Origin of the sequence: Falsibacillus albus (assembly GCF_003668575.1) — a bacterium.
GTDB lineage: Bacteria > Bacillota > Bacilli > Bacillales > DSM-25281 > Falsibacillus > Falsibacillus albus.
Map to the genome: position 1 here is coordinate 72,650 of NZ_RCVZ01000015.1, position 26,277 is coordinate 98,926.

The 26,277-nt window shown below is 41.5% G+C and carries 28 protein-coding genes, 1 pseudogene and 1 other annotated feature; of the genes and pseudogenes, 6 read left to right on the top strand and 23 right to left on the bottom strand.

Features of this window, described 5'->3' with window-relative positions; all coding sequences use genetic code 11:
• Window positions 1-5: 5 nt before the first annotated feature.
• Together D9X91_RS17970 and D9X91_RS17975 are read right to left on the bottom strand one after the other, a co-directional pair.
• Window positions 6-740 (bottom strand): LytR/AlgR family response regulator transcription factor, encoded by a 735-nt coding sequence (locus D9X91_RS17970; protein WP_121682042.1) that lies wholly within the window; start codon window positions 738-740, stop codon window positions 6-8.
• Window positions 737-2,476, bottom strand: a complete 1,740-nt coding sequence (locus D9X91_RS17975; protein ID WP_121682043.1) for a sensor histidine kinase — start codon at window positions 2,474-2,476, stop codon at window positions 737-739. The genes D9X91_RS17970 and D9X91_RS17975 overlap by 4 nt, the downstream gene beginning before the upstream one ends.
• A 205-nt stretch (window positions 2,477-2,681) precedes the next feature.
• Between D9X91_RS17975 and mscL the strand changes: the two genes are divergently transcribed.
• On the top strand, window positions 2,682-3,071 hold the full coding sequence (mscL, locus tag D9X91_RS17980) for a large conductance mechanosensitive channel protein MscL (protein ID WP_121682070.1): 390 nt from the start codon (window positions 2,682-2,684) through the stop codon (window positions 3,069-3,071).
• Window positions 3,072-3,150: 79 nt separating this feature from the next.
• Here mscL and D9X91_RS17985 read toward each other — a convergent pair whose 3' ends face one another.
• The 5 genes from D9X91_RS17985 to D9X91_RS18005 form a co-directional block, all read right to left on the bottom strand.
• The gene (locus tag D9X91_RS17985) at window positions 3,151-3,492 is read right to left on the bottom strand and encodes a hypothetical protein (RefSeq protein ID WP_121682044.1); all 342 of its coding nucleotides are present in this window, start codon (window positions 3,490-3,492) and stop codon (window positions 3,151-3,153) included.
• 189 nt (window positions 3,493-3,681) lie between these two features.
• Window positions 3,682-4,044, bottom strand: coding sequence for a VOC family protein (locus tag D9X91_RS17990; protein WP_121682045.1), 363 nt, complete (start codon window positions 4,042-4,044; stop codon window positions 3,682-3,684).
• Window positions 4,045-4,215: 171 nt separating this feature from the next.
• On the bottom strand, window positions 4,216-4,497 hold the full coding sequence (locus tag D9X91_RS17995) for a DUF3889 domain-containing protein (RefSeq protein ID WP_407644207.1): 282 nt from the start codon (window positions 4,495-4,497) through the stop codon (window positions 4,216-4,218).
• Window positions 4,498-4,678: 181 nt separating this feature from the next.
• Window positions 4,679-6,115, bottom strand: coding sequence for a proline--tRNA ligase (gene proS / locus D9X91_RS18000; protein ID WP_121682047.1), 1,437 nt, complete (start codon window positions 6,113-6,115; stop codon window positions 4,679-4,681).
• A gap of 49 nt (window positions 6,116-6,164) precedes the next feature.
• Window positions 6,165-6,369: a binding site (T-box leader), on the bottom strand.
• A gap of 71 nt (window positions 6,370-6,440) precedes the next feature.
• Window positions 6,441-7,352, bottom strand: coding sequence for a 1,4-dihydroxy-2-naphthoate polyprenyltransferase (locus D9X91_RS18005; protein WP_121682048.1), 912 nt, complete (start codon window positions 7,350-7,352; stop codon window positions 6,441-6,443).
• 214 nt (window positions 7,353-7,566) lie between these two features.
• Here D9X91_RS18005 and D9X91_RS18010 point away from each other — a divergent pair, with 214 nt between their 5' ends.
• Entirely contained in the window at window positions 7,567-8,445 is an 879-nt protein-coding gene (locus D9X91_RS18010; protein WP_121682049.1) for a permease, read from the top strand.
• A 19-nt stretch (window positions 8,446-8,464) separates the two neighbouring features.
• Entirely contained in the window at window positions 8,465-9,325 is an 861-nt protein-coding gene (locus D9X91_RS18015; RefSeq protein ID WP_121682050.1) for a TIGR03943 family putative permease subunit, read from the top strand.
• 72 nt (window positions 9,326-9,397) lie between these two features.
• Here D9X91_RS18015 and D9X91_RS18020 read toward each other — a convergent pair whose 3' ends face one another.
• The 16 genes and pseudogenes from D9X91_RS18020 to D9X91_RS18090 all read right to left on the bottom strand — a co-directional run bounded on the left by D9X91_RS18020 (window position 9,398) and on the right by D9X91_RS18090 (window position 23,079).
• Entirely contained in the window at window positions 9,398-9,580 is a 183-nt protein-coding gene (locus D9X91_RS18020) for a hypothetical protein (protein ID WP_121682051.1), read from the bottom strand.
• A gap of 67 nt (window positions 9,581-9,647) precedes the next feature.
• Window positions 9,648-10,457 carry a type II pantothenate kinase gene (coaW, locus tag D9X91_RS18025; protein ID WP_121682052.1) on the bottom strand — a complete coding sequence of 270 codons (810 nt, stop codon included), beginning with the start codon at window positions 10,455-10,457 and terminating at the stop codon, window positions 9,648-9,650.
• 20 nt (window positions 10,458-10,477) lie between these two features.
• Window positions 10,478-10,810, bottom strand: a complete 333-nt coding sequence (locus D9X91_RS18030) for a hypothetical protein (RefSeq protein ID WP_121682053.1) — start codon at window positions 10,808-10,810, stop codon at window positions 10,478-10,480.
• A 46-nt stretch (window positions 10,811-10,856) separates the two neighbouring features.
• Entirely contained in the window at window positions 10,857-11,006 is a 150-nt protein-coding gene (locus D9X91_RS22600; RefSeq protein WP_158598365.1) for a hypothetical protein, read from the bottom strand.
• 120 nt (window positions 11,007-11,126) lie between these two features.
• Window positions 11,127-12,098, bottom strand: coding sequence for a magnesium transporter CorA family protein (locus tag D9X91_RS18035; RefSeq protein ID WP_121682054.1), 972 nt, complete (start codon window positions 12,096-12,098; stop codon window positions 11,127-11,129).
• Window positions 12,099-12,537: 439 nt separating this feature from the next.
• Window positions 12,538-13,152: an NAD(P)-dependent oxidoreductase gene (locus D9X91_RS18040; RefSeq protein ID WP_121682055.1), complete on the bottom strand. Its 615-nt coding sequence runs from the start codon at window positions 13,150-13,152 to the stop codon at window positions 12,538-12,540.
• A gap of 246 nt (window positions 13,153-13,398) precedes the next feature.
• A complete protein-coding gene (locus D9X91_RS18045; RefSeq protein ID WP_121682056.1) occupies window positions 13,399-16,530 on the bottom strand; it encodes an AAA family ATPase in 3,132 nt (1,043 codons plus the stop codon).
• Window positions 16,527-17,672: an exonuclease SbcCD subunit D gene (locus D9X91_RS18050; protein ID WP_121682057.1), complete on the bottom strand. Its 1,146-nt coding sequence runs from the start codon at window positions 17,670-17,672 to the stop codon at window positions 16,527-16,529. Before D9X91_RS18050 ends, D9X91_RS18045 begins: the two co-directional genes overlap by 4 nt.
• Window positions 17,673-17,787: 115 nt before the next feature.
• Window positions 17,788-18,117, bottom strand: coding sequence for a DMT family transporter (locus tag D9X91_RS18055; protein ID WP_121682058.1), 330 nt, complete (start codon window positions 18,115-18,117; stop codon window positions 17,788-17,790).
• A 17-nt stretch (window positions 18,118-18,134) separates the two neighbouring features.
• The gene (locus D9X91_RS18060; protein WP_233569843.1) at window positions 18,135-19,736 is read right to left on the bottom strand and encodes a YndJ family protein; all 1,602 of its coding nucleotides are present in this window, start codon (window positions 19,734-19,736) and stop codon (window positions 18,135-18,137) included.
• Complete coding sequence (locus D9X91_RS18065) at window positions 19,736-20,362, bottom strand: DUF4166 domain-containing protein (protein WP_121682060.1); 627 nt, start codon at window positions 20,360-20,362, stop codon at window positions 19,736-19,738. Before D9X91_RS18065 ends, D9X91_RS18060 begins: the two co-directional genes overlap by 1 nt.
• Before the next feature lie 2 nt (window positions 20,363-20,364).
• Window positions 20,365-21,281: pseudogene (locus tag D9X91_RS18070) on the bottom strand (DoxX-like family protein).
• Window positions 21,282-21,585: 304 nt separating this feature from the next.
• On the bottom strand, window positions 21,586-22,131 hold the full coding sequence (locus tag D9X91_RS18075) for an STAS domain-containing protein (RefSeq protein WP_121682061.1): 546 nt from the start codon (window positions 22,129-22,131) through the stop codon (window positions 21,586-21,588).
• Window positions 22,132-22,266: 135 nt separating this feature from the next.
• Window positions 22,267-22,407 (bottom strand): YvrJ family protein, encoded by a 141-nt coding sequence (locus tag D9X91_RS18080; RefSeq protein WP_121682062.1) that lies wholly within the window; start codon window positions 22,405-22,407, stop codon window positions 22,267-22,269.
• A 194-nt stretch (window positions 22,408-22,601) separates the two neighbouring features.
• A complete protein-coding gene (locus tag D9X91_RS18085) occupies window positions 22,602-22,823 on the bottom strand; it encodes a DUF2922 domain-containing protein (RefSeq protein ID WP_121682063.1) in 222 nt (73 codons plus the stop codon).
• A 37-nt stretch (window positions 22,824-22,860) separates the two neighbouring features.
• Complete coding sequence (locus D9X91_RS18090) at window positions 22,861-23,079, bottom strand: DUF1659 domain-containing protein (protein WP_121682064.1); 219 nt, start codon at window positions 23,077-23,079, stop codon at window positions 22,861-22,863.
• Between the two features lie 167 nt (window positions 23,080-23,246).
• Here D9X91_RS18090 and D9X91_RS18095 point away from each other — a divergent pair, with 167 nt between their 5' ends.
• The 3 genes from D9X91_RS18095 to D9X91_RS18105 are packed head-to-tail and all read left to right on the top strand — an operon-like array spanning window position 23,247 to window position 25,836.
• Window positions 23,247-24,263 (top strand): ABC transporter ATP-binding protein, encoded by a 1,017-nt coding sequence (locus D9X91_RS18095; protein WP_121682065.1) that lies wholly within the window; start codon window positions 23,247-23,249, stop codon window positions 24,261-24,263.
• Window positions 24,239-25,030, top strand: coding sequence for an ABC transporter permease (locus D9X91_RS18100; protein ID WP_121682066.1), 792 nt, complete (start codon window positions 24,239-24,241; stop codon window positions 25,028-25,030). The genes D9X91_RS18095 and D9X91_RS18100 overlap by 25 nt, the downstream gene beginning before the upstream one ends.
• Before the next feature lie 2 nt (window positions 25,031-25,032).
• A complete protein-coding gene (locus D9X91_RS18105; RefSeq protein ID WP_121682067.1) occupies window positions 25,033-25,836 on the top strand; it encodes an ABC transporter permease in 804 nt (267 codons plus the stop codon).
• Window positions 25,837-26,277 lie beyond the last annotated feature (441 nt).

Genomic DNA, 26,277 nt, shown 5'->3' on the forward strand with positions numbered 1-26,277 from the left:
TCCCATTATAATTCCATTTTCGTTCGAAGACCCTTCACATAATTTCTGCTGACTGACAATTTTTCTTTTTTTCCTTTCAGCTCCAGCTGGTAAGTCCCGCTGAACCACGGTGTCAATTTCACGACATACTCCAAATTGACAATGATGCTCTTGTGAATGCGAAAAAAACAATACGGTGCAAGCCTTGCTTCAAACTCCTTCAAGGCAGTCTTCGATTCAAATAGATTCGTGTCTGTGATGATTTTCGTCACATTTTCTTCTCTGTGGATGTAGACGATATCATGAGGATGAATATAAAAAATCTCTCCCTCTGTCTCAATGCCAAGCTTTCCGGCAACTTTGGATGATTCACTGACCTCTTCTTCATTCCAGACCTGCTTCTTAACCCGTTCTAATGCTTGATTAAGCCGGGCTTCATCATATGGTTTCAACAAGTAGTCGATTGCTTCATACTGAAAGGCTTCAGCAGCGAACTGCGGGTATGCGGTTGCAAAAATGATGAGCGGCGGAGTCCTGAATCCAGTTAGCGCCTTGGCTGTCTCCATCCCATTCATCTTGGGCATCTCCACATCCAGGAATACGACCTGGGGCTGAAGCTGTAATGCTTTCATGATTGCCGCTTCCCCATTATCCGCTTCTCCGACAATTTGAATATGCTCTGTATTTTCCAATAAGTGCTTTAATTCCAATCTGCTATAGTGCTCATCATCAACGATCAATACTCGAATTGGTGAATTCATTTCTCTCTCCCCCGATGAGGTATTTCGAATGAGACCTCTGTTCCTATTCCAACAGTGCTTTCGATTTTTAATGCAGCTTCGGGACCAAATATGATGGTCAATCTCCTGTTTACATTATATAAGGCCATTCCTGACCCCTTTTCTGATTGGATGATTTCTTTGGCCAGGAATTCCTTGCGGCCGATGTCGATGCCCTCCCCATTGTCGCGAACCTTTACGATGCTCCCCTTGGCTCCATGTTTGATGCTGACTTTCAGCAAACAGTCCTCACTTTTATTCTGAAAACCATGCTTGCATGCATTTTCAACAATGGGCTGAAGAGTGAGTGGAGGGATTCGTTCTGTTAACGCTTCCTCATCTATATCATATTCAACCTGTAATTTATCGACGAATCGTGCCTTTTCGATTTCCAAATATGCTTTGACATGATTAAGTTCATTTAAGATCGTCGTTTCAACTGAAGTCGTCCCATTTACATTTTGTCGAATAAAATGAGAAAGGGAATACAATAACTTCCTAGCTTTTTCCGAGTCTATTCTGAGAAGTGAAACGATGGTATTCAGCGAGTTAAATAAAAAATGAGGATTGATCTGCGCCTGCAGCGCCTTTATTTCAGCTTCCTTTGCCAATTGGAGCGCATGGTCTGCTTCTGCCATTTCCAACTGGTTGCTCAGCAATTGGCATAATCCTGAGATCTGCTCAATGATAATGTTCGTGATATTTCTTTCAGAAGGGAAATAGACTTTGATGGTCCCAACGATATCTCCCCTTTGCTTCAACGGTGCAATGACAGCAGCTCCTAGAGGACAGTTTTTTTCTCTGCAATGAATGGTGGATTCGTTTGCTACGACCAGTTTTCCGGTCTCTAATACTTCCTTGGTGATTTTCGTCTGGATCTGAACATCAGCTTGATGGTGATCATCCCCTAATCCGAGATGGGCTAAGATCGTATGTTGATTTGTAATCGAGACCGCGCTTGATTTCATCTCATTGTAAAGAATCTTGCATACTTCCTTTGCAGAGTTTCCATCCAGCCCCTTTCTTAAATATGCGAGTGTTTTGTCCGCAATTCGAAGGGTGATTTGTGCCTGCTGTGCCCCAGCTTTTTCTTCTTCATTCACAACGTTTTTGATGACCAGCATGAAAAGAGCACACCCAACGCCATTGGCTAGAATCATTGGTATTCCAATCATCTCAACTAAAGATAAAGCTTTATGAAATGGCCGCGCCATTAGCAAGATGATGATCATTTGCAGCGTTTCCGCCCCTGCCCCAATCAAAAAGGCGACGGGAAGCTTGGTATTTCGTTGATCGCGGTGGAATGCCCCTGAGATGACTCCGGCAAAGATTGTCGCCAGCCCACATGCTTCTGCGGTGAATCCCCCAAGTGATAAACGGTGCAGACCCGCAATTAAGCCAGCACCGATCCCCACTTTATAACCTCCAAGCAAACCGGCGATGACCACGCCGATGACTCTCGAATTGGCAATTGCCTCATCTGAACTCAGCCCCGCTGCCCAGCGATTATATTCTAGTGAGTCCGTATTGAATGCAACACCAGTATAGGTACCGATGATTCCAAAAAAGCCGAAAAATATGATTGCGATATACTGATGCTTTTTATTTAATTCTTTTTGGTAGAGCATTGCTCGGAAAAAACGAAATCTGGTCAATATAAAGGCGATGGTGACAATGATACCAAGCCTTTCAAGCATAGTCAGGAGTAAAATGAACAATGCAAGCCACCTCCAACCTCATATTTGCACATTATGTATGACTTATAAGCAGCTTCATAACGTCTCAATCGGAGCCATTCCATTCCGAACTCTTGTTCTTCCATTTCATCTCTACATCTATATTAGTCATTTCATTTCTCCTAATTCAAGTTAGGAATTCATTGATTGGATAAGCTATAGACAAATAGATGGAGGTGAATGGATGTTGTGGAATGAATTCAAAAAATTTGCGGTAAAAGGCAATGTCATCGACTTGGCAGTAGGGATCATCATCGGAGGCGCATTCGGAAAAATTGTATCCTCTGCAGTGAACGACATTATTATGCCCATTGTCGGCATCATGATGGGCGGCGTCGATTTTTCAAAGCTATCCTATCAATTTTATCATGCCGAAATCAAATATGGGCTATTTCTACAAACCGTACTCGATTTCTTTCTCATCGCTTTTTCCATTTTCCTTTTCGTGCACTTTTATAACCGGTTCAGGAGAAAGGAAGAGGAGAAACCTGCCGCGGCTAAACCGGATCCAAAAGAAGAGCTTCTGAAAGAAATACGGGATTTATTGAAGAATCAGAGTTCCAGTGAAGGAGGCTGAAACCCTAATCCATAAGAAATACTTTCGCTGATACAAAAAAACCGTTTGGCCAAACTGGCCAAACGGTTTTTCGTCTTAATCATGATGGGTGCTCTTCTACACCTTCAAAGTAAATATTCAATCTAAAATCCATTTCTATTTGTTCCAATTCGCACATTTTAAATGCACTTGAAAATCTATTTTCGATTCCGCTTTTCAATTCTTCGTAAACTTCTGTAGAAATGGCCGGATGAAAAGAAAATTTATGATGAAAAAGAACATCCCTGTCTTTTTCCAAAGGATTGAGCATCATATTTTGCTTTGTGGCACAGGCATTTGCCTGAGCTGCAAGATTCAATAAAAATACCTCAAAGATTCGTTCTTCACGGGCATTTAAATCATGATTGTCTTTCCGGCACTTCAGGTTAATCGTTGAAATCATTCAGATAATCTCCACCTTGTCTTTATTTTGATGAACACCTCGATATCTTTTTATTGCAGAATGATTTACACATTATGAACTCCCCCTTCCTTTAGGGACCTATTCGACTTTTTGAATAAAAAACCTTTATTTACACCCTGCAATTTACCAATTATTATGATGGCGCACACATCCAGTCATCTTTAACCTTTATATTTCCGTGAATGCCCACTTGTGTCCATCCGGATCTACCAATTCAAATTCCTTGTCGCCCCATTCCCTGACGACAGGCTTGGCAATCTTATTCCCACCTTCTTGATGATCAACAGGATCAAGTCCCTCATGCATCACACGATGGAAAAGAACATCGACATTTTCCACTGCCACATGAATCGCGGTCTTTCCAGGACTGACTTCATCAGAAGGATGAATCATGATTTCGCCATCCCCCAGCTGGAACCAATGCATTCGATCATATCCCCTTATATATTCAAACCCCGCTTTACGATACCATTCTGCTGATGCATCCGGGTCTTTAGAAAAAATCACTACATGATGCAATCCTTTATGCATGTCTCATCCTCCAGATCCAATGTCAAATTTCTATAATGGTATTGAATTCGTCAGCGCTGCCCGAAATACCTTTTTTCAGGCTTTATACCGTTTTGATTGGGACGGTCTGCAATCCCTCTAGAGTATGTATCGTCCAGTTCCATACAAAAATGAAAAACCAGCCGTCATGAGTTAACGACTGGTTTTGATAAAAGTAATGTTTTTCACTCGATCTGTTTTGGGATTAAATTCAATAAAGACAAATACCCCGTATTCTTTTTGACCTTCTTTTAACCAGAGCTTGAATTTTTCAACGTCAGTATTTTTTTTCTTTTCCCTTCCGATATGCAAGTAATCGATCACATTGGCTTTCGGATATTTTTCCTTTGTCTTTTGTACAGCCAGCCTTCCCCATTTGGCATATGGAGGTATGGGTTTTTGTGCATGGACGACAGGCATATTGACATTAGCCATCAATGAAAATGAAACGGATGAAGCTGCAAGGCATATGAGTAACCCGAGTTTAAGAAACGCACTTTTCATTGCAATTCTCCCTTTATCTCTTTTACCCATAGTGTTCTCGGAAAATCCGGATTTATCCGGGTGTCATTGATTAAATGACACCAAGAAGTTTAAGGTCACCCACTCCTCTTCATCAGTAGGCCTTAGCCCAGAAAACGAGTTTTTCAGCTTTTTCCCCGCAGCACATGCATGTATCAGCGACATGATCTTGTTGGAAAGGAATGCAGCGCGAAGTTGCGCTTGTTACTTCTTTAATGAACTCTTCACATGCCATGCTTCCGCACCACATTCCTTTGACGAATCCAGGATTATCGGTTAATGCCTGCTTCAATTCTTCCATGTTTTTGGCAACGGATGTTTTACTTTCGCAGTGTTCCTTAGCTTTGATGAATAAATTGTTTTGAATTTCCACTAATAATTTTGGAATTCTTTCAGCCAGCTCATTGATTGAAACGATCTCTTTCTCGCCTGTGTCACGTCGAGCCAAGACAGCGTTCCCTTTTTCTATATCCTTTGGCCCTATTTCCAGGCGGACCGGGATGCCCTTCATTTCATATTCATTGAATTTCCAGCCCGGCATTTTATCGCTTGCATCGATATCAACCCTAGCTAATCCCGACAATTGCTCTTTAAGTTCATAAGCCCGATCCAATACCCCTTCCTTATGCTGGGCGATTGGAACGATCATCACTTGTGTAGGAGCGATTCTTGGTGGTACGACCAGCCCTCTGTCATCACCATGGACCATGATCATCGCCCCGATCAATCTCGTCGTAATCCCCCAAGAAGTTTGATGCACATGCTGCAGATCACCATTTTGATCTGAATATTGAATTCCGAATGATTGCGCAAACCCTGTACCTAAGTAGTGGGAGGTTCCGGACTGCAATGCTTTGCCGTCATGCATCAAGCTTTCGATGGTATAGGTCGAAACAGCTCCTGCGAATTTTTCTTTTTCCGTCTTCTGTCCCTTTAAGACAGGGACTGCTAGAAATTCCTCACAGACTGTTGCATATACATCGAGCATTTTCAGTGTTTCTTCCATTGCATCCTGTTCATCGGCATGGCACGTATGCCCTTCCTGCCAAAGAAATTCGAGCGATCGCAGAAAAGGCCGTGTCGTTTTCTCCCAACGGACAACGTTGCTCCACTGGTTATAGAGCTTCGGGAGATCACGGTATGAATGTATGATGTTCGCATAGTGCTCGCAGAACAATATTTCCGACGTGGGCCTCACACAAAGTCGTTCATGAAGCTGTTCTTCCCCGCCATGTGTGACCCATGCGACTTCAGGAGCAAACCCTTCAATATGATCCTTTTCCTTTTGCAGCAGGCTTTCTGGAATGAAGAGCGGCATGTATACATTTTCGTGGCCAGTCTCTTTTATTTTTCCATCCAGTACATCACGGATATTTTCCCAAATTGCATAACCATATGGCCTTATGATCATAGAACCCCTGACGGAACCATAATCGACTAAATCCGCTTTTTTCACGACATCTGTATACCATTGGGCAAAGTCAACATCCATGGCCGTGATTTCTTCAACAAACTTCTTTTGTTTACCCATCATTTACACCCTCTATTCTTTTGATTATATGCAAAAAAGCCCCAGTCCAAAAAGGGACCGAGGCTTGGTGGTACCACCCTTGTTTACAGCAATGCTGTACACTCTTTTTTATAACGAAGCAGGCTCCGCATGTATCTTGTTTCGATACCGAACTCCGAGGCAGGTTCAGATGCAGTCTGTTGGAAACCTCTCACCAATCGGTTTCCTCTCTGGAAAAGACCCCTCATCCTACTGATCCTCTTCAACGTTTCAACATATAAAGTTTAATTTAAAATAAAATATATTCATTATGTTGGAAATTGTCAACCTTTTTTGTCAATGATCTTTACAAAAAGTAACTGATGGCCAAGCCAGCGCAAATTAAAAGTCCAAAAAAAGTATTGGTCTGGGCCGTTGCCTTCATGGCTCCCATCATTTCTTTTGGTGAAGTTTTGCCGATGAAACCGCTCACGGCATCGATTGGCTTTTTTATCGATAATAATACGAGAAATAGCCATGGACTTACTATACCGGATATGATCAAACCGGTGACCCATAGATAAGCGGCAAGGAACATTACCGCAAGAATCATGATTGCCCCTTTAGGACCTATGAGTATCGCCAGCGTCTTTCTTCCAAAATCCCTGTCACCTTCAAGGTCGCGGATGTTGTTTGACATATTGATGGCTCCAACAAGTATCGCAACTGGAACCGAAATCAATACACTCTCCCTGTTCACTACGCCTGTTTGAATGAAGAAAGAAATGAGAATGAACATGCTGCCCATGAATAGACCGGCGAGGATCTCACCGAAAGGCGTATAAGCAATCGGAAGCGGACCGCCTGTATAAAGATAGCCCACGGCCATCCCAAGAAGTCCGATCAGTGCTAGCCACCAGCTGCTGTTCATGCAAATATATACACCCAATAGTATAGAAAAACCATACATCAATAATGCCGTATTCAAGATGGTTTTTGGCTTCAGGACGCCTTTCACGATTGCTCCGCCAATGCCAACAGACGCTTCTGTGTCCAGCCCCCTTTTGAAATCATAATATTCATTGAATAAATTCGTCGCAATCTGGATGAGCAGACAAGCTGCAAGCATCGCCAGAAAAAGCCCTGCGTGGATTGTGTGGTAGAATAATGCCAAAATCGTCCCGATCAAAACAGGTACAAATGATGCCGTCAAGGTGTGCGGACGCGTCAGCTGCCACCATACCTGCCTCATATTCTGCTGTCGTGTAATTGTAGACATGCTTATCTCTTCCTTTCCATGACGGCAGATACCTTTATAAAAAAGTTTGCCTATGTATGATTTAACCATGAAATAATTGATACATTCAATATATAAGGTTAGTTTACCAAGAACAAGCTGTCACGCATTTCTCATCTATTTTTAATCGTATGTTTTAAAAAATATGATACAATGAGAAGCGTTTTACTTGACATGAAATTTATGGAGGATTCCAATGTTCAGCCAATCTTTTTTACAAATGAATACCATTTTCATCAGCATATTAATAGAAGCTCTCCCATTCGTACTGATTGGGGTTATCATTTCCAGTGTTCTGCAGATGTTTGTCAGTGAGGAAATGGTGGCGAAAATCATCCCTAAAAATAAATTTTTATCTGTATTATTAGCCGTTACTCTTGGTGCTTTGTTCCCAGGATGCGAATGTGGGATTGTGCCAGTGACAAGACGATTGATTGCCAAGGGCGTTCCCCTCCATGCAGCGATAGGCTTTATGCTTACTGGACCAGTCATCAATCCGATTGTCCTGTTCTCGACATATGTCGCATTCGGAAATAGCTGGAGCATGGTCTTGTACCGCGGCGGGATCTCTTTTCTTGTCGCCATTTTAGTCGGTGCGATCCTATCCTTCCAGTTCAAGGATTCACAATTGAAAGAAGAATTACATGACCATCATCATCACCACAATGATGGAATTTGGGGTAAAATAAAAGGGACTCTGCAGCATACGATCGATGAATTTTTCGCGGTTGGAAAATTCCTTGTACTCGGTGCCTTTGTTGCCGCTGCAATGCAGACGTTTGTGAAGACATCCACCCTGACTTCGTTGGGCCACGGTGAATACTCTTCCTCCATCGTCATGATGGCCTTGACTTATTTACTGTCCCTTTGCTCTGAAGCAGATGCATTTATCGCTTCTTCATTCAGAAGCACTTTTTCGGAAACAGCCCTTGTCGCCTTCCTTGTATTCGGACCTATGTTCGATGTGAAAAATACGCTGATGCTTTTGGGCGTTTTCAAGAAAAAATTTGTTTTTTATTTATTTACGTATGTCAGTGTACTCGTATTTTTATTGACGATTTTAATTGTTCATTGAGTGAAAGGAGGAAAATAAATTGCTGAGATTCATTGTTCTTTTGGGCTTTTCGTTTGTCTTCATGCAGCTTCATGCAACAGGCGATATTTCCAAATATATTAATATGAAATATTCATATATATCGTTCTGCACCATATTTCTCTTATTCTTTTTGACCATTATGCAGCTTTACTTTTACGCAAAGGAAGGTAAAGAAAAGGATGAAGAAGGATCTTGCAGCCATGATGCCGGCTGCGGATGCGGCCACGATCATTCCCATGATCGAAAAGGGTGGAAGTCTTGGATCGCCTATCCTATCTTGATATTTCCAGTGATAACATCTCTTTTCCTTCCGGTTGCCACACTGGATTCTAATATCGTCAAGGCAAAGGGCTATCATTTCGATGTATACAACGACGGGGACCCTTATGCCCAGCATCAATTTCTGGAACCTGACACAAGCGCATATTACGGATCTGATGGCTATTATGCCCGCATGGACAAAGCGTTGAAAAAATATATTAAACAGGATCCCGTTGTTCTGACTGACGCAAATTATTTGGAAGCGATGGAGATCATCTATAAGCATCCGGGCGATTTCATGGGAAAAACGTTACAATTCAAGGGTTTTGCCTTCAATGATAAAGGTCTGCAAAACGATCAATTATTTTTGTTCCGCTTCGGCATCATCCACTGCGTTGCTGATTCAGGGGTGTTTGGCATGCTCGTCCAATTTCCTGATGCGATGACTGTCAGAAATGATGAATGGATGGAAGTGGAGGGGAAAATGACATCTGAATTTTATCAGCCTTATAAAAAGACCATTCCGATGATAAAAGTGGATAAATGGAAGATCGTCCCGAAACCAAAGGATCCTTATGTTTACAATAATTACAAATAAATAACCATATAGGGGCCTGCCCTCTGCCATCATGCAGCCTGGGTCAGGCCCCTTTTTTATGTACTAGTCCAACTACCTGCATCGCCATTTGTTCAATACATTGACGTTCAAAAATATCGACAAAAGAAAAATAATGATGAAACCTGCACTGATTGCGATATAGTGAAGGTAGAAAGCCGCAAATGTAAATGCTCCCAACGCCATTGTGATCACCCAACCGAAAATCATGGATGCAATGATATAGGTTTTTTCCATTGTCCTCACCTCTCAATCATTTTACCTTTTATGTTAGAGATGCGCCACAATCGTTCCTTATGTAATGTTAATCTTGACGACGTTTCCACAACATGGCACCGATAGCCCCTGCAAAGGAGCCTCTATCAATAAAATGTGCCTTGTAGTCAAGCATGTCTTGGAACATCGTCAGTCTCTCTTTTAAAAAATTATTGCCGTTCAAAGTACTGCCGACAAAAACAATGTCCTTCAGTTGATGTGTTTGAGCGGCTTGAGTGGCAAGCAGGACAATCGTTTCAGCGACCATATTCATTACTGCTGCGATTTGATCTTCTTTTCGAACACCAAATATACCGCCAGGCTTACCAAAATTAGAAGCTGTCAATTCTCCCGGTATCGGGGTATCCTCAGATTCAAAAATATCCTTGACCAACAAATCCAAACGGCTTCGATCCCCATCATCCGCCATTTGGATCAGTTGATGGTAATCAGAGCTTCCGGTCAGCAGATTTCCTAATCCGACTATCGTCCCGCCACCGATGCCGCTTCCTAGCAAACGTAGCTGCTTATGTTCTGTCACCAGCTGTATTGACGTTCCTGTCCCGATCATTACGAGAATATAGCCTGCTGGTTTCTTTTGAGTTTTCATTAATAAATGATCCGTCCCTAAAGCAGTTGCTTCAAATTCCTGGATCACTTCCCCTTTCCCTAATACGGACTTTAACTTCTGGGCCTTTCCTCCGGTAAGGATAAAACGGGAACTGCCTCCCAGTATGGCCAACCAGCTTTGAAGAGAGCCGAGTTCATCATTTGCAAACATCTTTGTATGAAGATGGGCATTTTCTATATATGCAATTTTAATCAAAGATCCGCCTGCATCTATCCCGATAGTATTCATGGAAATCACCAACTATTTATTTATTCTTCATTCAGCAACTGATTATTTGCACTAAGTTCATTTTCTTTGCTATATTTCCACGTGATCATTAATGATAGAATCAATGCCTTGATAGAGCTTAAAATGATGAATGCCACAAGATAATACAATATCCCCAGCCATTGGCTCATACGATCCGTCTGTGAAAACCACCACCATACAGAAGAAAGGATGAACAATGCCGCACTGATCAAAGAACCTTCCAACAATGGTTTTTTCATCGAGTGAAAGCTATTGAAGCGGTAAACCGTCCAAATAAGAGAAAGAATAAATATGACAGGAATCACCGTGAAATACATATATAAATTCATCATTGCTCAAAAAACTCCTCCCTCTCTGCCAGATTAACTTTTATTTATTTCAGCACTGGAATTCCTTCGGGGATGTAGACTTATTTTCGGAATAGACATCTTCCTGCTCTCCATTCTTTTCCATACCCTTCTTCTTATCCATCCAAAACTTCATAAAAAAAATAAGAAACAAAGCAACGATACTGAAGACTAATACCATTTGAAGTCCCCCTTTCAGTCTCTCGCTCTATCCTATTCTTCAAACCGATGGATTATTTAGGTTTCGCTCGAATATATCGAATGGAAACGCTCCCAGTTTTCAACAAAACGTGACATGAACTCATCGAGGATCCTTCATTTTTGTGTTTTCTTGCTCTCCCCACCACCCTTTTGATTTGAAGTACAAAGCGATGGCCATTCCTACACTGAACATGAGGATCAAGGCGAATAAATAGCCATACTTCCATTTCAGCTCAGGCATAATGGTGAAATTCATGCCATTCAATCCTGCAATGAAAGTCATGGGGATGAAAATGACGCTGAACAGCGTAAGAGTCTTCATGATTGCATTTGAATGATCTGCCTTTAATGTCATTTGCAAATTGAAAATACTGTTTAAATTTTCTTTGAAGGAGTCCAATGCATTTACAACACGGGTGTAATTATTATTCAGTGTCTGAAAATAAAATCCAGCTTCCTCATTTATGAAAGGAAAATCAGACCTGCTCATCGTTTCCATTACATTCCCTTGCGCCTCAATACCGTTTCTCAATCTGTGCAGCCGGGTTTTCCAGCGATATACTTTCCTGGCTATTCGATTATCAAAAGGCCGATCGAACACATTGCGCTCTATTTCTTGAATTTGGTCCGCTATCCGATCGATCATTTTCAAATCCCCCATTGTCACCTTTGTGAATATTTGGAACAGAATTTGCCCGGTATGGGACATATACTCTGGGTGGACAAGGAAATCACTTTTCAGCTGCTCAAGCAACTCGATGCTTTGCTCTTCCTTTGTAATCACATAATTTTCCCCAACCAAAATCGACAATTTAGCTTCGGTATAATCCTCTTTTATGGCAAAAAGCGACACCACCGCTTCATGCTTGAACACATCCACTTTTGGAATCTCACTAAACTCCTCCAATCCTTTTTTGGCAAGTGGATGGATTTTCAATTCATGCAGTAAAGTATGGAAATCATGTTTCTTATCGGGATTGAAATGAATCCAAACGATATTTCCTTCTAATGCTGGAAGTGCCATCTGATCAACTTCACGAACCTGTTCATTTTCAGATGAGTAAATAAGCATAAATGAGGTTCCTCTCAAGAATGTTTTTTTCAGTATTTGTTAGATTCATTGTGGATATACAGTAGATGACTGCAATCCAACCCAATACTATGGGCTTTGTTAACACCGCTGTTGATTTCCGTGCAAGTCTTCGCTTACCGCGAGGCGGGCGGCGAGCCTCCTCGATGCGCTGCGTGGTCTCACCTGTCTAGCTCTGTGGCTTAGGGGCTCGAGGTCATAAGTCGATTCTGTCAAAAAGCAAATGACGCCTTTCCGTCAGATTCGCCTTATGCTTGTCGCCCCTAGGCAAAGCCCCGCCGCTTTTTGAACTGTCCCGCTAATATCGCCGGAGTTTTCGTCTTGCACTCCAATCAAAGGCTGGAAATGGACTAATATCAACACCAAGCTTTAACAGAGGCAAACAAAAAAACCGCCAGTCGCTGGCGGTTCGTTGATGAATCTAATAGGCAAGACCGACGGATTGTCTAATAAATTGGCGGTTTTGGAGCTCTCTTGTGAAAAAGTGTGCGACATCAGCTCTGGAAATATTTCTTCCGCCTTCCGGTATGCCTTCCGCTTTAGTTCTATAATGAGCCGTCAGTTCTTTTTTGGTCAACCCCATCGGGCGTGCTGCCGTCCATTCAAAGTCCGATTGTGCAAGCTGATCTACCGCTCGGCGATGGTCTTCCAGTACATTTTTTAAAATTTTCTGGGCGAGCCAGCCCGTTATGCCTGGAATTTCTTTGTAAATCCCTGCAGAGGCCATATACAGAATACGATTCACATTATGCTGTTTCATGCCTTCAATGATATTTGAAGTCATTTGGCTAAGTTCAGTTGTTTTCCCCAATCCATGTGCACCGAGGCACGAGATGACCACATCATGCCCTTCGATGGCTTTGGCCGCGTCATCAAATTTCAAAGCATCTCCCTTGATGATTTTTAGCTGCTCATAGGAAATCGTTAATTTTTCTGGATTTCGAACGAATGCGGTCACTGAATGGCCTTCCTCCAACGTTTGCTGGACAACATGTTCACCAGTCCCGCCGCTTGCCCCAAACACAATAATGTTCAAGATCAATCACCTACACTTTTGGAGTTTTATATCTTCCTCATTTAATGCATATTTAGGAATGGCGATGCTGCTAATATCGCTAAAAAATTCCTTCACTCTAAAAAAGATGAAATAAAGGTACATTCGACAATACAACACTCAGTTTTATGTAATCTTAACAAAATCTAAAAACTTTTTCACCTTTGGAGATGACTATAAGCGCATGAGGAAAGGCAACTCCCAATATATGGATGGTGCCTGTTGCTTCTAAAGAAAAACGAATTCAGTCCGGCTTCCGTTCTGGCTGCTGATGACTTCCAGTCGGGCATCTATACGTTCCTTGAGCTCTGGGACGTGTGATATGACACCGACGAGGCGTCCACTGCTCTGGATATCCATCAATGCCTCGATGGCGTTGTCAAGGGATTCCGGATCTAAGGTTCCAAAGCCTTCGTCTATGAACATGGTTTCCAATGAAACTCCGCCGGCGTGCTGCTGTACGACTTCCGCCAATCCTAATGCAAGCGAAAGGGAAGCCTTGAAACTTTCTCCTCCAGAAAGCGTTTTGACGTGTCGCTCCTGGCCAGTATACTGATCAAAAATGAGGAGCTCAAGTCCGCTTTGCACATTCCCTTTGGAACGGTCCGTTTTCCTTAACAACTGATATCGTCCGCTTGTCATCTTGGACAGCCTTTCATTGGCGATCCTCAGGATTTCGTCTAAGAATGAGGCAAGTACAAACCTTTCAAACGTAATTCGATACGTATTTTGCCCCCTCGCCATATCAGACAAATGACCGATCAATTGATAGCGCTGTTCCGCATCCTTAATACTTTCGTTTATTTGCTGGACATCTTTCAATATCGCTTTATTGTCACGAATTCGAATGACTATGTTTGTATGGGCATCCAGTTTTTCCTGAAGAATAGAAGTGATTTCCTTCATCTTTAACTGAAGTTTTTCCATATCTGGAGGATCTACCTCTTTTAAAGACTGTGACAGTTCATGGAACCGATCCGTTACGGATCGCAGTTCCTCTCCAAAGTTTTTCACTTCTTCCTCCAAAGATTGAATGCCCTTTTCCGACATTTTCGATTCGCTGTATTCCTGATAAGAAGCAAATCCTTGATTTTCCATCATTGTTTTAAAGCTTTCTCTTTCAGCTTTCAGATTTTCATCTGCCTTGTTCACCAATCCCAACATCTGTTCATGTCGGGAATGCATCCCTGAATATTGCTCTTTCAATTGTTGGAAGGAAGATCTTGCGTCCTCAAGTGCCTTTTCCATTTTTTTCAGCCGATCATTCACTTTTGTCCATCTATCCTCGTATTGGGATGTTGACCGCAGCTCTTCCGGTATCGAACTTTTCATCCTATGAAGCTCGGTCCTTTTTTCGATGAATCGCTCATTAATTTGGTTGGACTCTCTTTCCAATTCTTTTTGGGAACCTTCCACTTCAAGGCGCTCAGCATCGTTGGAGGATACCATTTTTTCCAATTCTTCTTCATGAGAAAGAACATCCTGTAGGTAGTGGATTTTTTGTTTCAGGTCTTCGTAATTGGAAGCTATTCCGTTTCGATGGGCGTCCAAGAACTCTGCCTGAAAATTGGGAATGGATTCTTTGATTTCGTTTTCAAGCTCGAGCACCTGCAGCTGAATCATCTCAGCCCTCGACTTAGCTTCGTATAAAGTGGTCTCTATTTGAGCCCTTTCTTCCTCCAGTTTAGAGACTGCTTCCTTTGCCGATTTCAAATCTTGTTCCGAAGGCAATTCTTGATTCATTATCGCAGGCAATGGATGTTGCTCGGAACCGCATACGGGACAGGCTTCCCCTTGTACGAGTTGATGCGCCAGAATCCCAGCCTGTCCTGTACGCCATTTCTGATCAATCGCTTCATAGCCGCTCTTTGCATCCATCAGTCTTTCCTTTACTTGCTCGAGCAGTTTATTCTGCTTATTTAACTGCTCCTTTGCTTGCGAATCTTTCTCGAACAGGACCGATAATTTATCAAGCTGGAGGAGCTGCATTTTGATTTTTTCTTCGCTTCTTTCAAGCTCCAGCTTTTCATACTTCGCTTTTTCAAGGTGCTTCTTCTTTTCCTGCAATTCCTTTTTGAATGCTTCATTCTTCTCAAGAATATCGTTGTTTTTGTACATTTGCTTTGCCATTTCCTGCTGCTTCAATTGCAGTTGAGCGGTTTGTTTATTTAAGGATTCAAACGCAAAAACATCATTTTTTATATTGGCTAACAAGTTGATTTCTTCAGCTGTTTTTTTTCTGACCTCATCTTTGTTGATTTCTTCTTCGAAAACCTTCTCTGCTTGTTTTAAATGAGTTGAAAGCCCCTCTTTTTTCTTAATAATCATTTGAAGGTTCTCTTTCGCATCGTCCCATTCTCTGCGAAGACGGTGGCATAGCTCCTCTTGCTGATGAAGCAATGCTGCTTTATATGCTTTAGTTATCGCCTTTTTCTTCTCTTCAAATATTTCTTTGTGCGAATCCAATTCCTGCTTCCTATCCTCTAGTTCTTTCTTTGATCGGAACTGTCGCAGGACGGATTCTGCCTCAATCAGTTTTTTTTGCCAAGCATCCCGCTCTTTTTGCTGAACATCCACCTGCTCATGCAGTTCGGCCATTTTCTGTTCCATGGCTTCTATCACATCGAAAAGAATGGTAAGGATCATCTGGTCATTCGGCGTTTCCAATGCGATTGCAGACTTGAGGTCTTCATTTCCTTCAACATGGATTTGACGGAGCTTATTGGTCCGCTCAATGACCTGTCTTTCAACAATTTTTTTTAATTCACCCGCTTCTTCTTTTAATTTATCTTCAATCTTTTTATAAAATTCGGTATGGAAAAGGCGCTGCAGGATGAGTTCTTTATCTTTGCTGTCTGAGACCAAGAGCTTCCGGAATTCACCTTGAGGGATCATAAGGATCTGCCTGAACTGATTGAAATCGAGTTGAATGATCTCCTTTATTTTCTCATCAACTTCCCTTACGTTTGCACCTAAAAGCTTTTGATTCCCATCCCCATCAATGATATACAGCTCCGCTTTTGCTCCGACAGTGGTAAAACCCTCACCACGTTCTTTTTTCTTTTCCTGTTGAGGGGACCGTTTGATGAAATAAGTCTCGTTGCGAAGAGAAAATAATAAAGAAGTTTCGGTCAGCATTGAATCCTCTGCAAATTGGCTTCTTAAGTCCGCTCCGCTTCGATCCTCTCCACTCGCCCTTCCATAGATGGAAAAGCTGATGCCATCGAAAATGGTCGTTTTCCCCGCACCTGTTTTTCCTGAAATCACAAACATTTTACGATTTCCCAATTCTGTAAAGTCAATGGTTTCAGCACCTGCATATGGACCGAAAGCCTGCATGGTCAATTTCATCGGTCTCATTTCGCTGCCTCCTCTTTCTGAGCCTTTGTAATAATATCAGCAAGTATCAGCCTTTTATCTTCATTAAATTCAAGCGATGTCATTTCATGGTAGAAGCTTTCGAATAGCTCCAGCTCAGATTTTTTCTCACTCTTCACAGATTGGAAGAATTGCTTTTCCTTCATATCGAGCACATCTATCTTGCGCTCCAAGTGCAAGATATTTGGATATACCTGTCTTAATTTGTTAATTGGATCAATCAATGCACCTTCATCACGGAGAGTGATTTTCAAGTAGTCATCTGATTTCTGCGCTTCATAAACTGATGGATCGAGCAACTCTTCTAAATGCCCCTCCAACTCGCGCATATCCCGTTCCGGTTTAAGGACCCTTTCCTCGATATTGATTTCACCATTTTCAGATACCTCTATTAAAGAAACGCTTTTTCTTTGCTTCGATTCAGAAAAAGAATATTTTAATAGTGAACCTGAATATCGGATGGATTCGTGCTTCAATGCATCCGGACTATGTAAATGGCCCATGGCTGTGTAGGAAAAGGGTGCGAATAAATCAGATGTGACACATCCCGATCCCCCCACCGACAATGTTCTTTCGGAGTCTGTTTCTTTTCCTCCCAATACAAAGGCATGTCCTACAAATATATTCGGTTTGTGTGGGTCAAGATTCTCTTCTATTTTCCCTATGATCGCTTTCATTGCATCTTGGTGGCTATGGATCGTATCATCCTCAAGAACCTGTCTGACAAGTCCGGGTTCTGCATATGGGACAAGATAAAAATCCGCGCCGTTCAAATGGACAGGGCTGAAATCCTTGGACAATTTTCCTTTTAAATAAAATTGATTATGGCGGTACCAAGAGGAACCAAATGATAATCTTTCCGCACTATCATGATTGCCTGAGACGGCGATGATCGGGGTCTCTAATTCCACATTGATCTTGAATAATATCTCATCCAGTAAATCAACCGCATCCGTAGGCGGGACAGACCTGTCATATAAATCACCTGCAATGATCACCGCATCTGGTTTTTCCTCTTCTACAAGACGGACGAATTGCTCCAGGACGTATCTCTGTTCACTTGTCATATATACACCATGTACCAGCTTTCCAAGATGCCAATCAGCTGTATGGATAAACTTCATTTCTTTCACCTCATTCATCGAATATCAACGTTTCTCTATTATATCAAACTCTCATTTTCCTGAGAAAATGAGCGAATCACTGGAAAAACCTGAAAAAAAGAAAATTAAAAAAACATTATTTATGTCCAGGTGATTTTAGATTCAATAGTATGACTCCAGCAATGATCAATGCAATTCCTGCAAGACTGGCCGGACTGATTTTTTCCTTCCATACCAGGACACCGATGACGACGGTTGCAGCAGTCCCTACCCCGGACCATATTGCATAGGCGACACTGAGCGGAATGACTTTCAAAGACATTGAGAGGAAAAAAAATGCGGAACCAAAACCAATGATCACCCCGATTGCAGGGAACGGCTTTGAAAAACCTTCTGATGCCTTTAGCATTGATGTACCGAATAACTCTGATGCAATGGCGAGCGCCAAAAATATGTATGACTTCATGGTCTACCTCCAAGCTGCTAATCTCTTTTTTTGATATCATAGTCAATTTCTAAAAATTCCACTCCGAATATCCACATTCGATGAATGGCCACCAACTCAGATTTGGATTTATTTAATATATGAAATGACTCCTCAAGGGGCAGTTTTATTTTGATGAAAGGCAATGCTAAATAAATGCCTTCGTCACCGTACGCACCGTTTCTGGAACGGCTGCTCAGGAACAGTCCATTCTCCTGGTTTCTGGGCAACAGAATTCCGGTCATGTTTGAAAATGGAAGCGGCAGTGCAATATTCATATAGGTTTCACCATTATGCATATGCTTTGAATATATGGCCACAAAAATGGTTTCACCATGTTGATTTTTTCTGACCCAAGCCCTTGGTGATTCCCTTCCATCTTTTCTCTCCGAAATACCGTAGATTTTGCCTCCCATCCTTGTTCTTGATTCGGATAATGGGAGATTCAACTGTTGGACAAATGTGCTGAGAAGGCGGTAAAAAAACGCCAATGGTTTAAACCAGCTCTTCCACCTAACCCTTGCAGATAATTCGTATGATCCAGTGTTTTCATAGAATTGCCTGATAGCTGATGAAACAGCTTCTGCATCGAACCAAGGGGATTGATAATCGTGCAATGAATCAATCAACCCCAACCCTTGCCGATCATCAACAAGGGAATATCGAAACAGATAACCCTCACCAATTTGCCCTCTTCCCTTGATCCTGCTCATAGGAATGTCACGGAAGCGAAAAGATGCTTCAGGTCTTTCAATGAGCCATCCAGCCAGTGCTGGCAAGACCACTCCGCATGCGTTTACCGCCCCATGGATCCATATCATTTGATTAATATCCAAATAAACCATATCACTTACTCTTCCAAATGCATATATCATTGAAAAGGAAATGGTTGCCATCAGGGAGATCGAGGAAAGGGATAAGAGGAATTTGGCAATTTTAGATCTAAATGCGGTTTTCATCATCAGCATGCTGTAGACATAAAGAGCGAATGCATACAGGGCGACGGACATGAACTCTATGATCCGTGAGTATGTGATCCCTGCGGCAATCAGCATCGGACCAGCACAGATCATCGTCACTGAAAATAAAAATAATCTTCCCTTTACCATTTGTTTCCTTCCCAGCAAGCCAGCAGAAATAGGAAGGACGAATGCCGAATAATGAAAATGGATGGCTGTCAAAAGGATGGTAAGTGAATCAAACCCCATTACGCGCCATTTGGCTTCATAAGCAAGCAGCCAGAATCCTCCCAATGCCAGGTAGATGAATCCTATATCGATAGAGGCTTCTTCCAAATATCTTGTTCCCCTTTTCAAAAGGTTCCCTAATCCACAAATGCATATGAAAGCAGTAAAGAACGTCCAGATCAGAACCCAATATGTCTGCCCGAATGCTAGCACCAATGCAGCGCCTATTGCAGAAGGAAGATACAGAACACGAAGAAAGAGATTGTATATACTGCTTTTTTCATTAAGCAGCATTAGTACAAGCGGCACAAAGACGAAAATTGAAGCGCCCAGCAGAATTTCCAGAACCAGCAAATCTTTCAATCTAAAGGCAAGTAGGCAGAGAAAAATACTGATCCCTACAATAAGGTTCATCAAGAAGATCGCTCCCCTTCCGATGGACGGAACATTCCATTATAGGATAAAAGTGTCCCAAATATCGGATTTGTAATGTGAACTTCAATTTCAAAACACTTCAAGCTATCGTTGTAGGATTCTAGAATGGTAGCACATCCATAGAACCAACGAAGAATGGGCAGATCCCGCCCCAATATCCTGATATATTGTTTTTGGGACTGAAAATGGATGGAACCATTTTCAGTGACTTCCACCGATAATGTAGAAACAAAAAAACTCGGTTCCCCAAAATAATCCACAATTTCTTCATCTCGCTCTCCCATTTCCATTACTGCATCGAAATGCCTTCTCTTGTTCCCAAAGATAAATTCTCTGTTCCAGACAACTGCTTCCTTGTCTGAAACATTCCGAATCACGCTGTTTTCAATCCGGAAAGGGATGTTGCGGCCACGTTCTGGAAAGAGCATCTTTAGCTTGATGCCAAATCTAAATAGTTGGCGTATTAAAAAATGACCGCCGGTGATTTCTTTCATCACACCAGCTGCAGTGAATCTTTTCGTCCCAGTTAAACGGTATCTCTCCTGCAGTCTTGGATGCAGGCGTTGATAGTTATCTCCTAAAATTTCCTCATAAATCGATGTCAAACCTAAACTCCCTTTCTAAATTGTTCCTTTTGGCGTTTGCAATTTTCTACTGAAGGATGCACGCTCGATGAAACCAGTCCGATTATGGTACAAATAATAAGTAGGCCATTTAAAACAACGGGATTAAATGGGTGGACAAAAGAGGACGGCGATGCCATACCAGCAGACACAGTCAGCAATACTATTATTAAGATATGGAAAAGAAAAAGTTTATCCTTTTTAAATGGTAAAAGCCAGCATAATCCAAAAATCACTTCCAGCATGCCGATCAGATGCACCAATGATTGATTAAAATTATGGTCGCCGATCAATGAAGACAACCAATTTATTTCTTGCGGATGGGTATATATAAGTTTTGGTATGAGTCCTTGATAAATCCAGACGAAGGAAAAAGCTAAACAAACGAGCCAGTAGACAAGATAGGTTTGCAGAATCTGTTTCGGATGAACTTTTCTTTCCAGCCAAATCCTTAGTGCATCAAAGCTCCAAGCAGTCACCCAACCCATCAATGGCCGAAATATCAATCGATCAAAGATATCTCCGATCCGTCCAAAATTCGTTACATAATCATATTGGGTCTCAAAAAAGATTCCCTTTGGAGTTTCTGAATACTTCCAATACCCCCTTCCCTCCTTAATTAGCGATAAAGGATTGTCCGTCCAAAATCTTAATGAGGAAACTCTTATTCCATCCTTCTCTATTTCGCCAACTGTCTCCCCATTACCGGTTATAGAGAGACCAAACCCTATATTGGTCTTGTATAGAAAACGTTGGACATCATTAACTTTGTCCATGTATGAATATCACTGAATCTCATATCCCATTCTGTATGAAGGTCAGGGGATTGAGTATATTCCCATAAATTTTCCATGGTTGTATCCATATGGATGCCAACATAAATTGGAGATCTTTTTTTCAATTGGAGACTCCTTTTCTAGAAATTGTATATCGGTACTAGTATACTAAAAATATACATTTTTCGGGCATTTTTTATAGGAGATGACACTTTTTGAAGGTTGAACACAGAAAAAAGAAGAGTTGGATTCGTTCTTTAGTTAAGGATGGAATTATTGATATATTCTTCGATGGTTTATTAGAGGTGTTATGGTTGATGGTCCGTGGAATATTCCGTTTCATAATCAAAGTATTCGATAACTAGCTGATAGGGATATCAATGAAAAAGACCCAGCAGCCTCCATCCCTCAAATGCTGCTGGGTCTTTTTCATTTGCCTGCTGTGACCTTTTCGAAGTGCAGTTTTTTTCCATCCATCAAGTATTGCAGGGCTGTCCTAAATGTTGAATGGGCTTTAAACGGAAAATCAATCCCGGAATGGACAATATCCTTAATAATTTTTGGCGAAAAACCTACATACATCGGCTCGACGCCCATCAATTTCAATGATGCAGAAAGATCAGCGACCTCTTGTGCAAGCCTCCCATAGCCAAGCTCTTCTACCTCATTTGAACCGATACCTGTAAAATCAATGATCGCTGCATCAATATCCGTTTCATAAACAGACTTCAAAATCTTCTCACGAATGTTTATTAATCGGTTTTCATCAAGCCTCCCTGTTAACGGGACTAGGATGGTATTCGGAACGATTGATGGGATAATGGGTGCAGAAATCTCCTGAAGTACTGCTTCATAATACTTTACTTTCTCTTCAAGCTCTTTCACATATTCTGACTTTTTCAATGTTGATGCCCCTTTTTCGCTAATAAAATCAATGGGTTGTTTTCGTATTCTTTGCTCTTTGTCTAACATCATTATAGCACCCCCTTAAACAAAGGTATAAAAAATATCTTGTTTATCTCCAGTCCCACCTACTTAAATACCACCAATTCACTTCAAATAAACTTAATGAAGGAGGCATTCAGAAATTTCTGCATGCCTCCCTGATTGTTAAATTCCTTTCAGTTGATCAGGTAAACTCAAGATTGACTGAACGACTGCATCCAATTTGGATTCTATTCGATAAAGAAGATACAGTGTTACGACAATCGGAAATCCAACTTCATTGATAAAAGGAATCCATTGATCCATTTCTTTCCCTCCTTTCATGATCATTATCGATTTTCAATACACTCGCTGCTTTAAATTGAAGGCCGAGTAAAGCTGATTTTTGCGGAAAGATGCTCTCTTTCCACTCCAATCAAAATCAGATGATAAAACAATCCCCTTTAGATTACTGCAGATTATAAAAAAGGGCCTGTCCAAGTGAACAAGCCCCCTGCATATTAAACGATTGTATAATCCGTTACATTTCGCTCAACAACCCTTGCTCCTTTTACAGCAGAGTACGAAGCATCTGTGCTTGTAAAGAAAACGTCTGCCGCGATGATTTGATCCATGGATTGTTTGACTTGGACTGTATCGATGGGTTCAATCGGATCATCGATCGAAAGTTTCGCCGTTTTTCCATCACTTGTGAGGAATTGAAGTTCCAGCGCCTTTGCCATCTTATCACCTCCTTAAGAATTTTTTTCATTTCTTAGCTTACGGTTGAATGTTATAGCGGTCGTCTCGTTCAACCACGACAAGGTTTTTTGAACAAAGAGCCCTCAATGCTTGCGCTGCTTGATCAAGCTGGTCCGGTGTTGAAGCCATTCGGATGTTGCTATAAGTTTTGCTTTCTAAGACCGGCTTCCCATCCTCGTCCAGTCCTCCATCAAAAAACAGCTTCATTTTGGTATCTTTTAATAATGACTGAGCCAACGTCCTCACCTCCCTTCACCCTCTATATGGGGTAGGAGTAAAAAAAGGGACACCTCTTTACCAAAAGTTTCGTTATAATAAAATTATTGATTACCAGATATATGAAGTGAATCTATTATTTGTAACGATCTAGAAATTGTTTTTATGGAATTAGGAGGTAGACATACGTGATTGAAGTGGACAAAATTCGGAAGGATTACAGGATTTTCGAGCGTGACAGCGGTCTTAAGGGTGCAGTGAAAGCATTATTCAAGAGAAAATATGTAACCAAGGAAGCTGTCAAAGGCATCAGCTTTTCTATTTCTAAAGGTGAGATCGTCGGCTATATCGGTTCAAACGGCGCTGGTAAATCGACTACGATAAAAATGATCAGCGGCATCCTGACACCTGACAGCGGAGAAGTCAGGGTGAATGGAATCCTTCCGTATAAAGAACGAACAAAAAACGCCAAAGAGATAGGTGCAGTTTTCGGACAACGTTCTCAGCTCTTTTGGGATATTCCGGTTCAGGAATCTTTCGAGCTTCTGAAGCACATTTATGAAATCAGGGATGATATTTTTGAGAAGAATGTGGATCATTTCAAAGAAGTACTAGATTTAGAACCTCTTCTTTCTGTTCCTGTCCGGCAGCTTTCACTCGGACAAAAAATGAGGTGTGAGCTGGCAGCAGCCTTTCTACACAACCCATCTGTTGTATATTTAGATGAACCGACAATCGGACTTGATGCCTCGGTTAAAATAAAAATCCGCGAATTTATAAAAAAGATGAACCGGGAACAGCAGACAACCATCATCCTTACCACTCATGACATGCAGGACATAGAAGAATTGTGCAATCGCATCCTTATAATAGATAACGGCTCGCTCATCTATGATGGAAGCCTTCTCGAGCTTAAGACCAGCACCAAATATAATCGGATTGTACAAATGGAAATTGAAGACGGCAGTCGTTTTACCCTCCCAGCAAAGTTAAAAGGGATTGTCCTGGCCGAAGAAAAAAATGATCCTGCACACCTGCTTCTATCATTCAACAGCTCGAGGATAACAGCAGGAGAAATCATGAAAGAAGTGATGGCTGTATACACAGTAAAGGACTTCACTGTCAAGGAGCCGGGAATCGATGCTGTCGTCCAGGAAATTTATGAACGGGGGATGGCTTCATGCGAAAATACTGGGAGCTATTAATCTCACAGATTAAAGTGGACACTGCCTATATAGCCTGGTACTGGGCGGATATGTTTTCTTCCATCCTGAGGCTCTTCATCATGTATTTTTTCTGGGCGGCCGTCTTTCAACACAAGCATGACCTTTCTGACATATCATTTGAATCGATGATTACATACGTCGTCCTGGCGATGATCATGGAAAGCTATATCACAGGTGCTGGAACGATGCTCGCTCATAATATCAAAAATGGCGACATAGCACTTGAACTCTTAAAACCTTATGATTATTTGACAAAATTGCAATTCATGGATTTAGGTTCAAAAGTGAGCGGATTTGTGCGAGCTTCCATCCCCGTGTTTCTTCTAGGCTTTTTTTTCGCAGATGTTCAGCTGCCAGCAACACCAGGTGGCTTTTTGCTTTTTATCATTAGTTTCATGATTGGAATATGTATTGGGGCGCAAGTCGATTTAATTATTGGTGTTTTTGCCTTTTGGACGGTAAATATTTGGGGTCTGAGAGTATTAAGGGAGGCTGTTGCCAAGTTTTTCTCAGGTGCACTGGTACCCTTGACCTTATTTCCTGATTGGTTTCAAGCCATCAGTCAGTACCTTCCTTTCCAGTCCATGATTTATGTACCAGTCGCCATCTACACTGGCCAAATCCCGGCGGGAAAGGAAGCATATCTTTCCGTGCTCACCCAATGTGTATGGTTAATCATCACCTTTATTTCTGTAAGGATCATATGGTCTCAGGCCATTAAAAAAGTAACAATATTCGGAGGATGACTATGTGGCAAAAAATTAAACGGTACAGTTTTCTCTACACAAAGTATTTCACCAGCCATTTAAAAGTGATGTTGGAGTATAAAGGGGACTTCTTCATCGGTATGCTTTCGGTCCTTGTTCAACAACTTACAGCCATTTTCTTTCTCAAGATCGTATTCGATCACATCGAGGCATTGAAAGGCTGGACCTTTTATCAAATATTATTTATCTATGCGGTCGCATTCCTGGGGAGAGCTGTTCATCATATCTTTTTCGATAACCTTTGGACAGTGGGCTGGCAATACATCCGTTCAGGGACGTTTGATCGATTGCTTCTCCGCCCTGTGAATCCATTATTTCAAATCATTTCAGAAAGGGTCCAGCAAGATGGATTTGGGCAGCTCCTGATCGGAATTTTCATATTGCACACTGCTGCCAGCCACCTTCACATTCAATGGGGAGTTAGCTCGGTTTTTATGCTGCTTCTATTCATCCTCTCAAGCGGGATAATCTTTGTCGCTATTAATTTATTTTTTATTACATTTTCATTTTGGATGATTGATAGTTTGCCGCTCGTTGTGTCAATGTTTCAGTTCAGCGATTTTGCCCGTTACCCCGTCAATATCTATCCAAAAGCAATTACGTTGATTATTACATGGATCATCCCATATGGATTTACAGCATTTTATCCAGCTGCCTATTTCTTCGAAAATCAGTATTACTCCGTTTTGGCTCTGCTGACACCAGTTGTTTCACTAATTACGATGGTGCTTTCATATTTATTTTGGAATCGAGGAGTAAAGAGCTTTTCAAGTACAGGGAGTTGAATCTTAAATAGTACAGTCACCTATCTGGATCCATTATTGTTTTCAAGCAATACTATATTCACCACTCTTTTCTTTGGATGCACTCCATGTCTTTTTTCGTAAGGCTCTTTTCTCACGCTTTGTTGCTTTAGCGAATAAAGTAGGATTGTTTAGGCAAAGTTCCAACTTTAAAAAAGCGTAGATAGGCAGAAAAGAGCTGGATAACTTTCATTGAACGAACAAAGGACGTAGCAAACTTAATCGAACAACCGCCTTATACCTCCTCGTTTCGCAACGGGGTCTCGCACCTTCCCCATAAATCTACATCAAATTATTACTGTTAACAGCAACAATCTTTTTGATAATCGGTGCAGATACCCGTTTGTCTATATAAATAAAAAAGGTTCAACGTCAAATGTTGGGGTGATGTGAATTTTGCTTCACCCTTATCCAATATGTGAA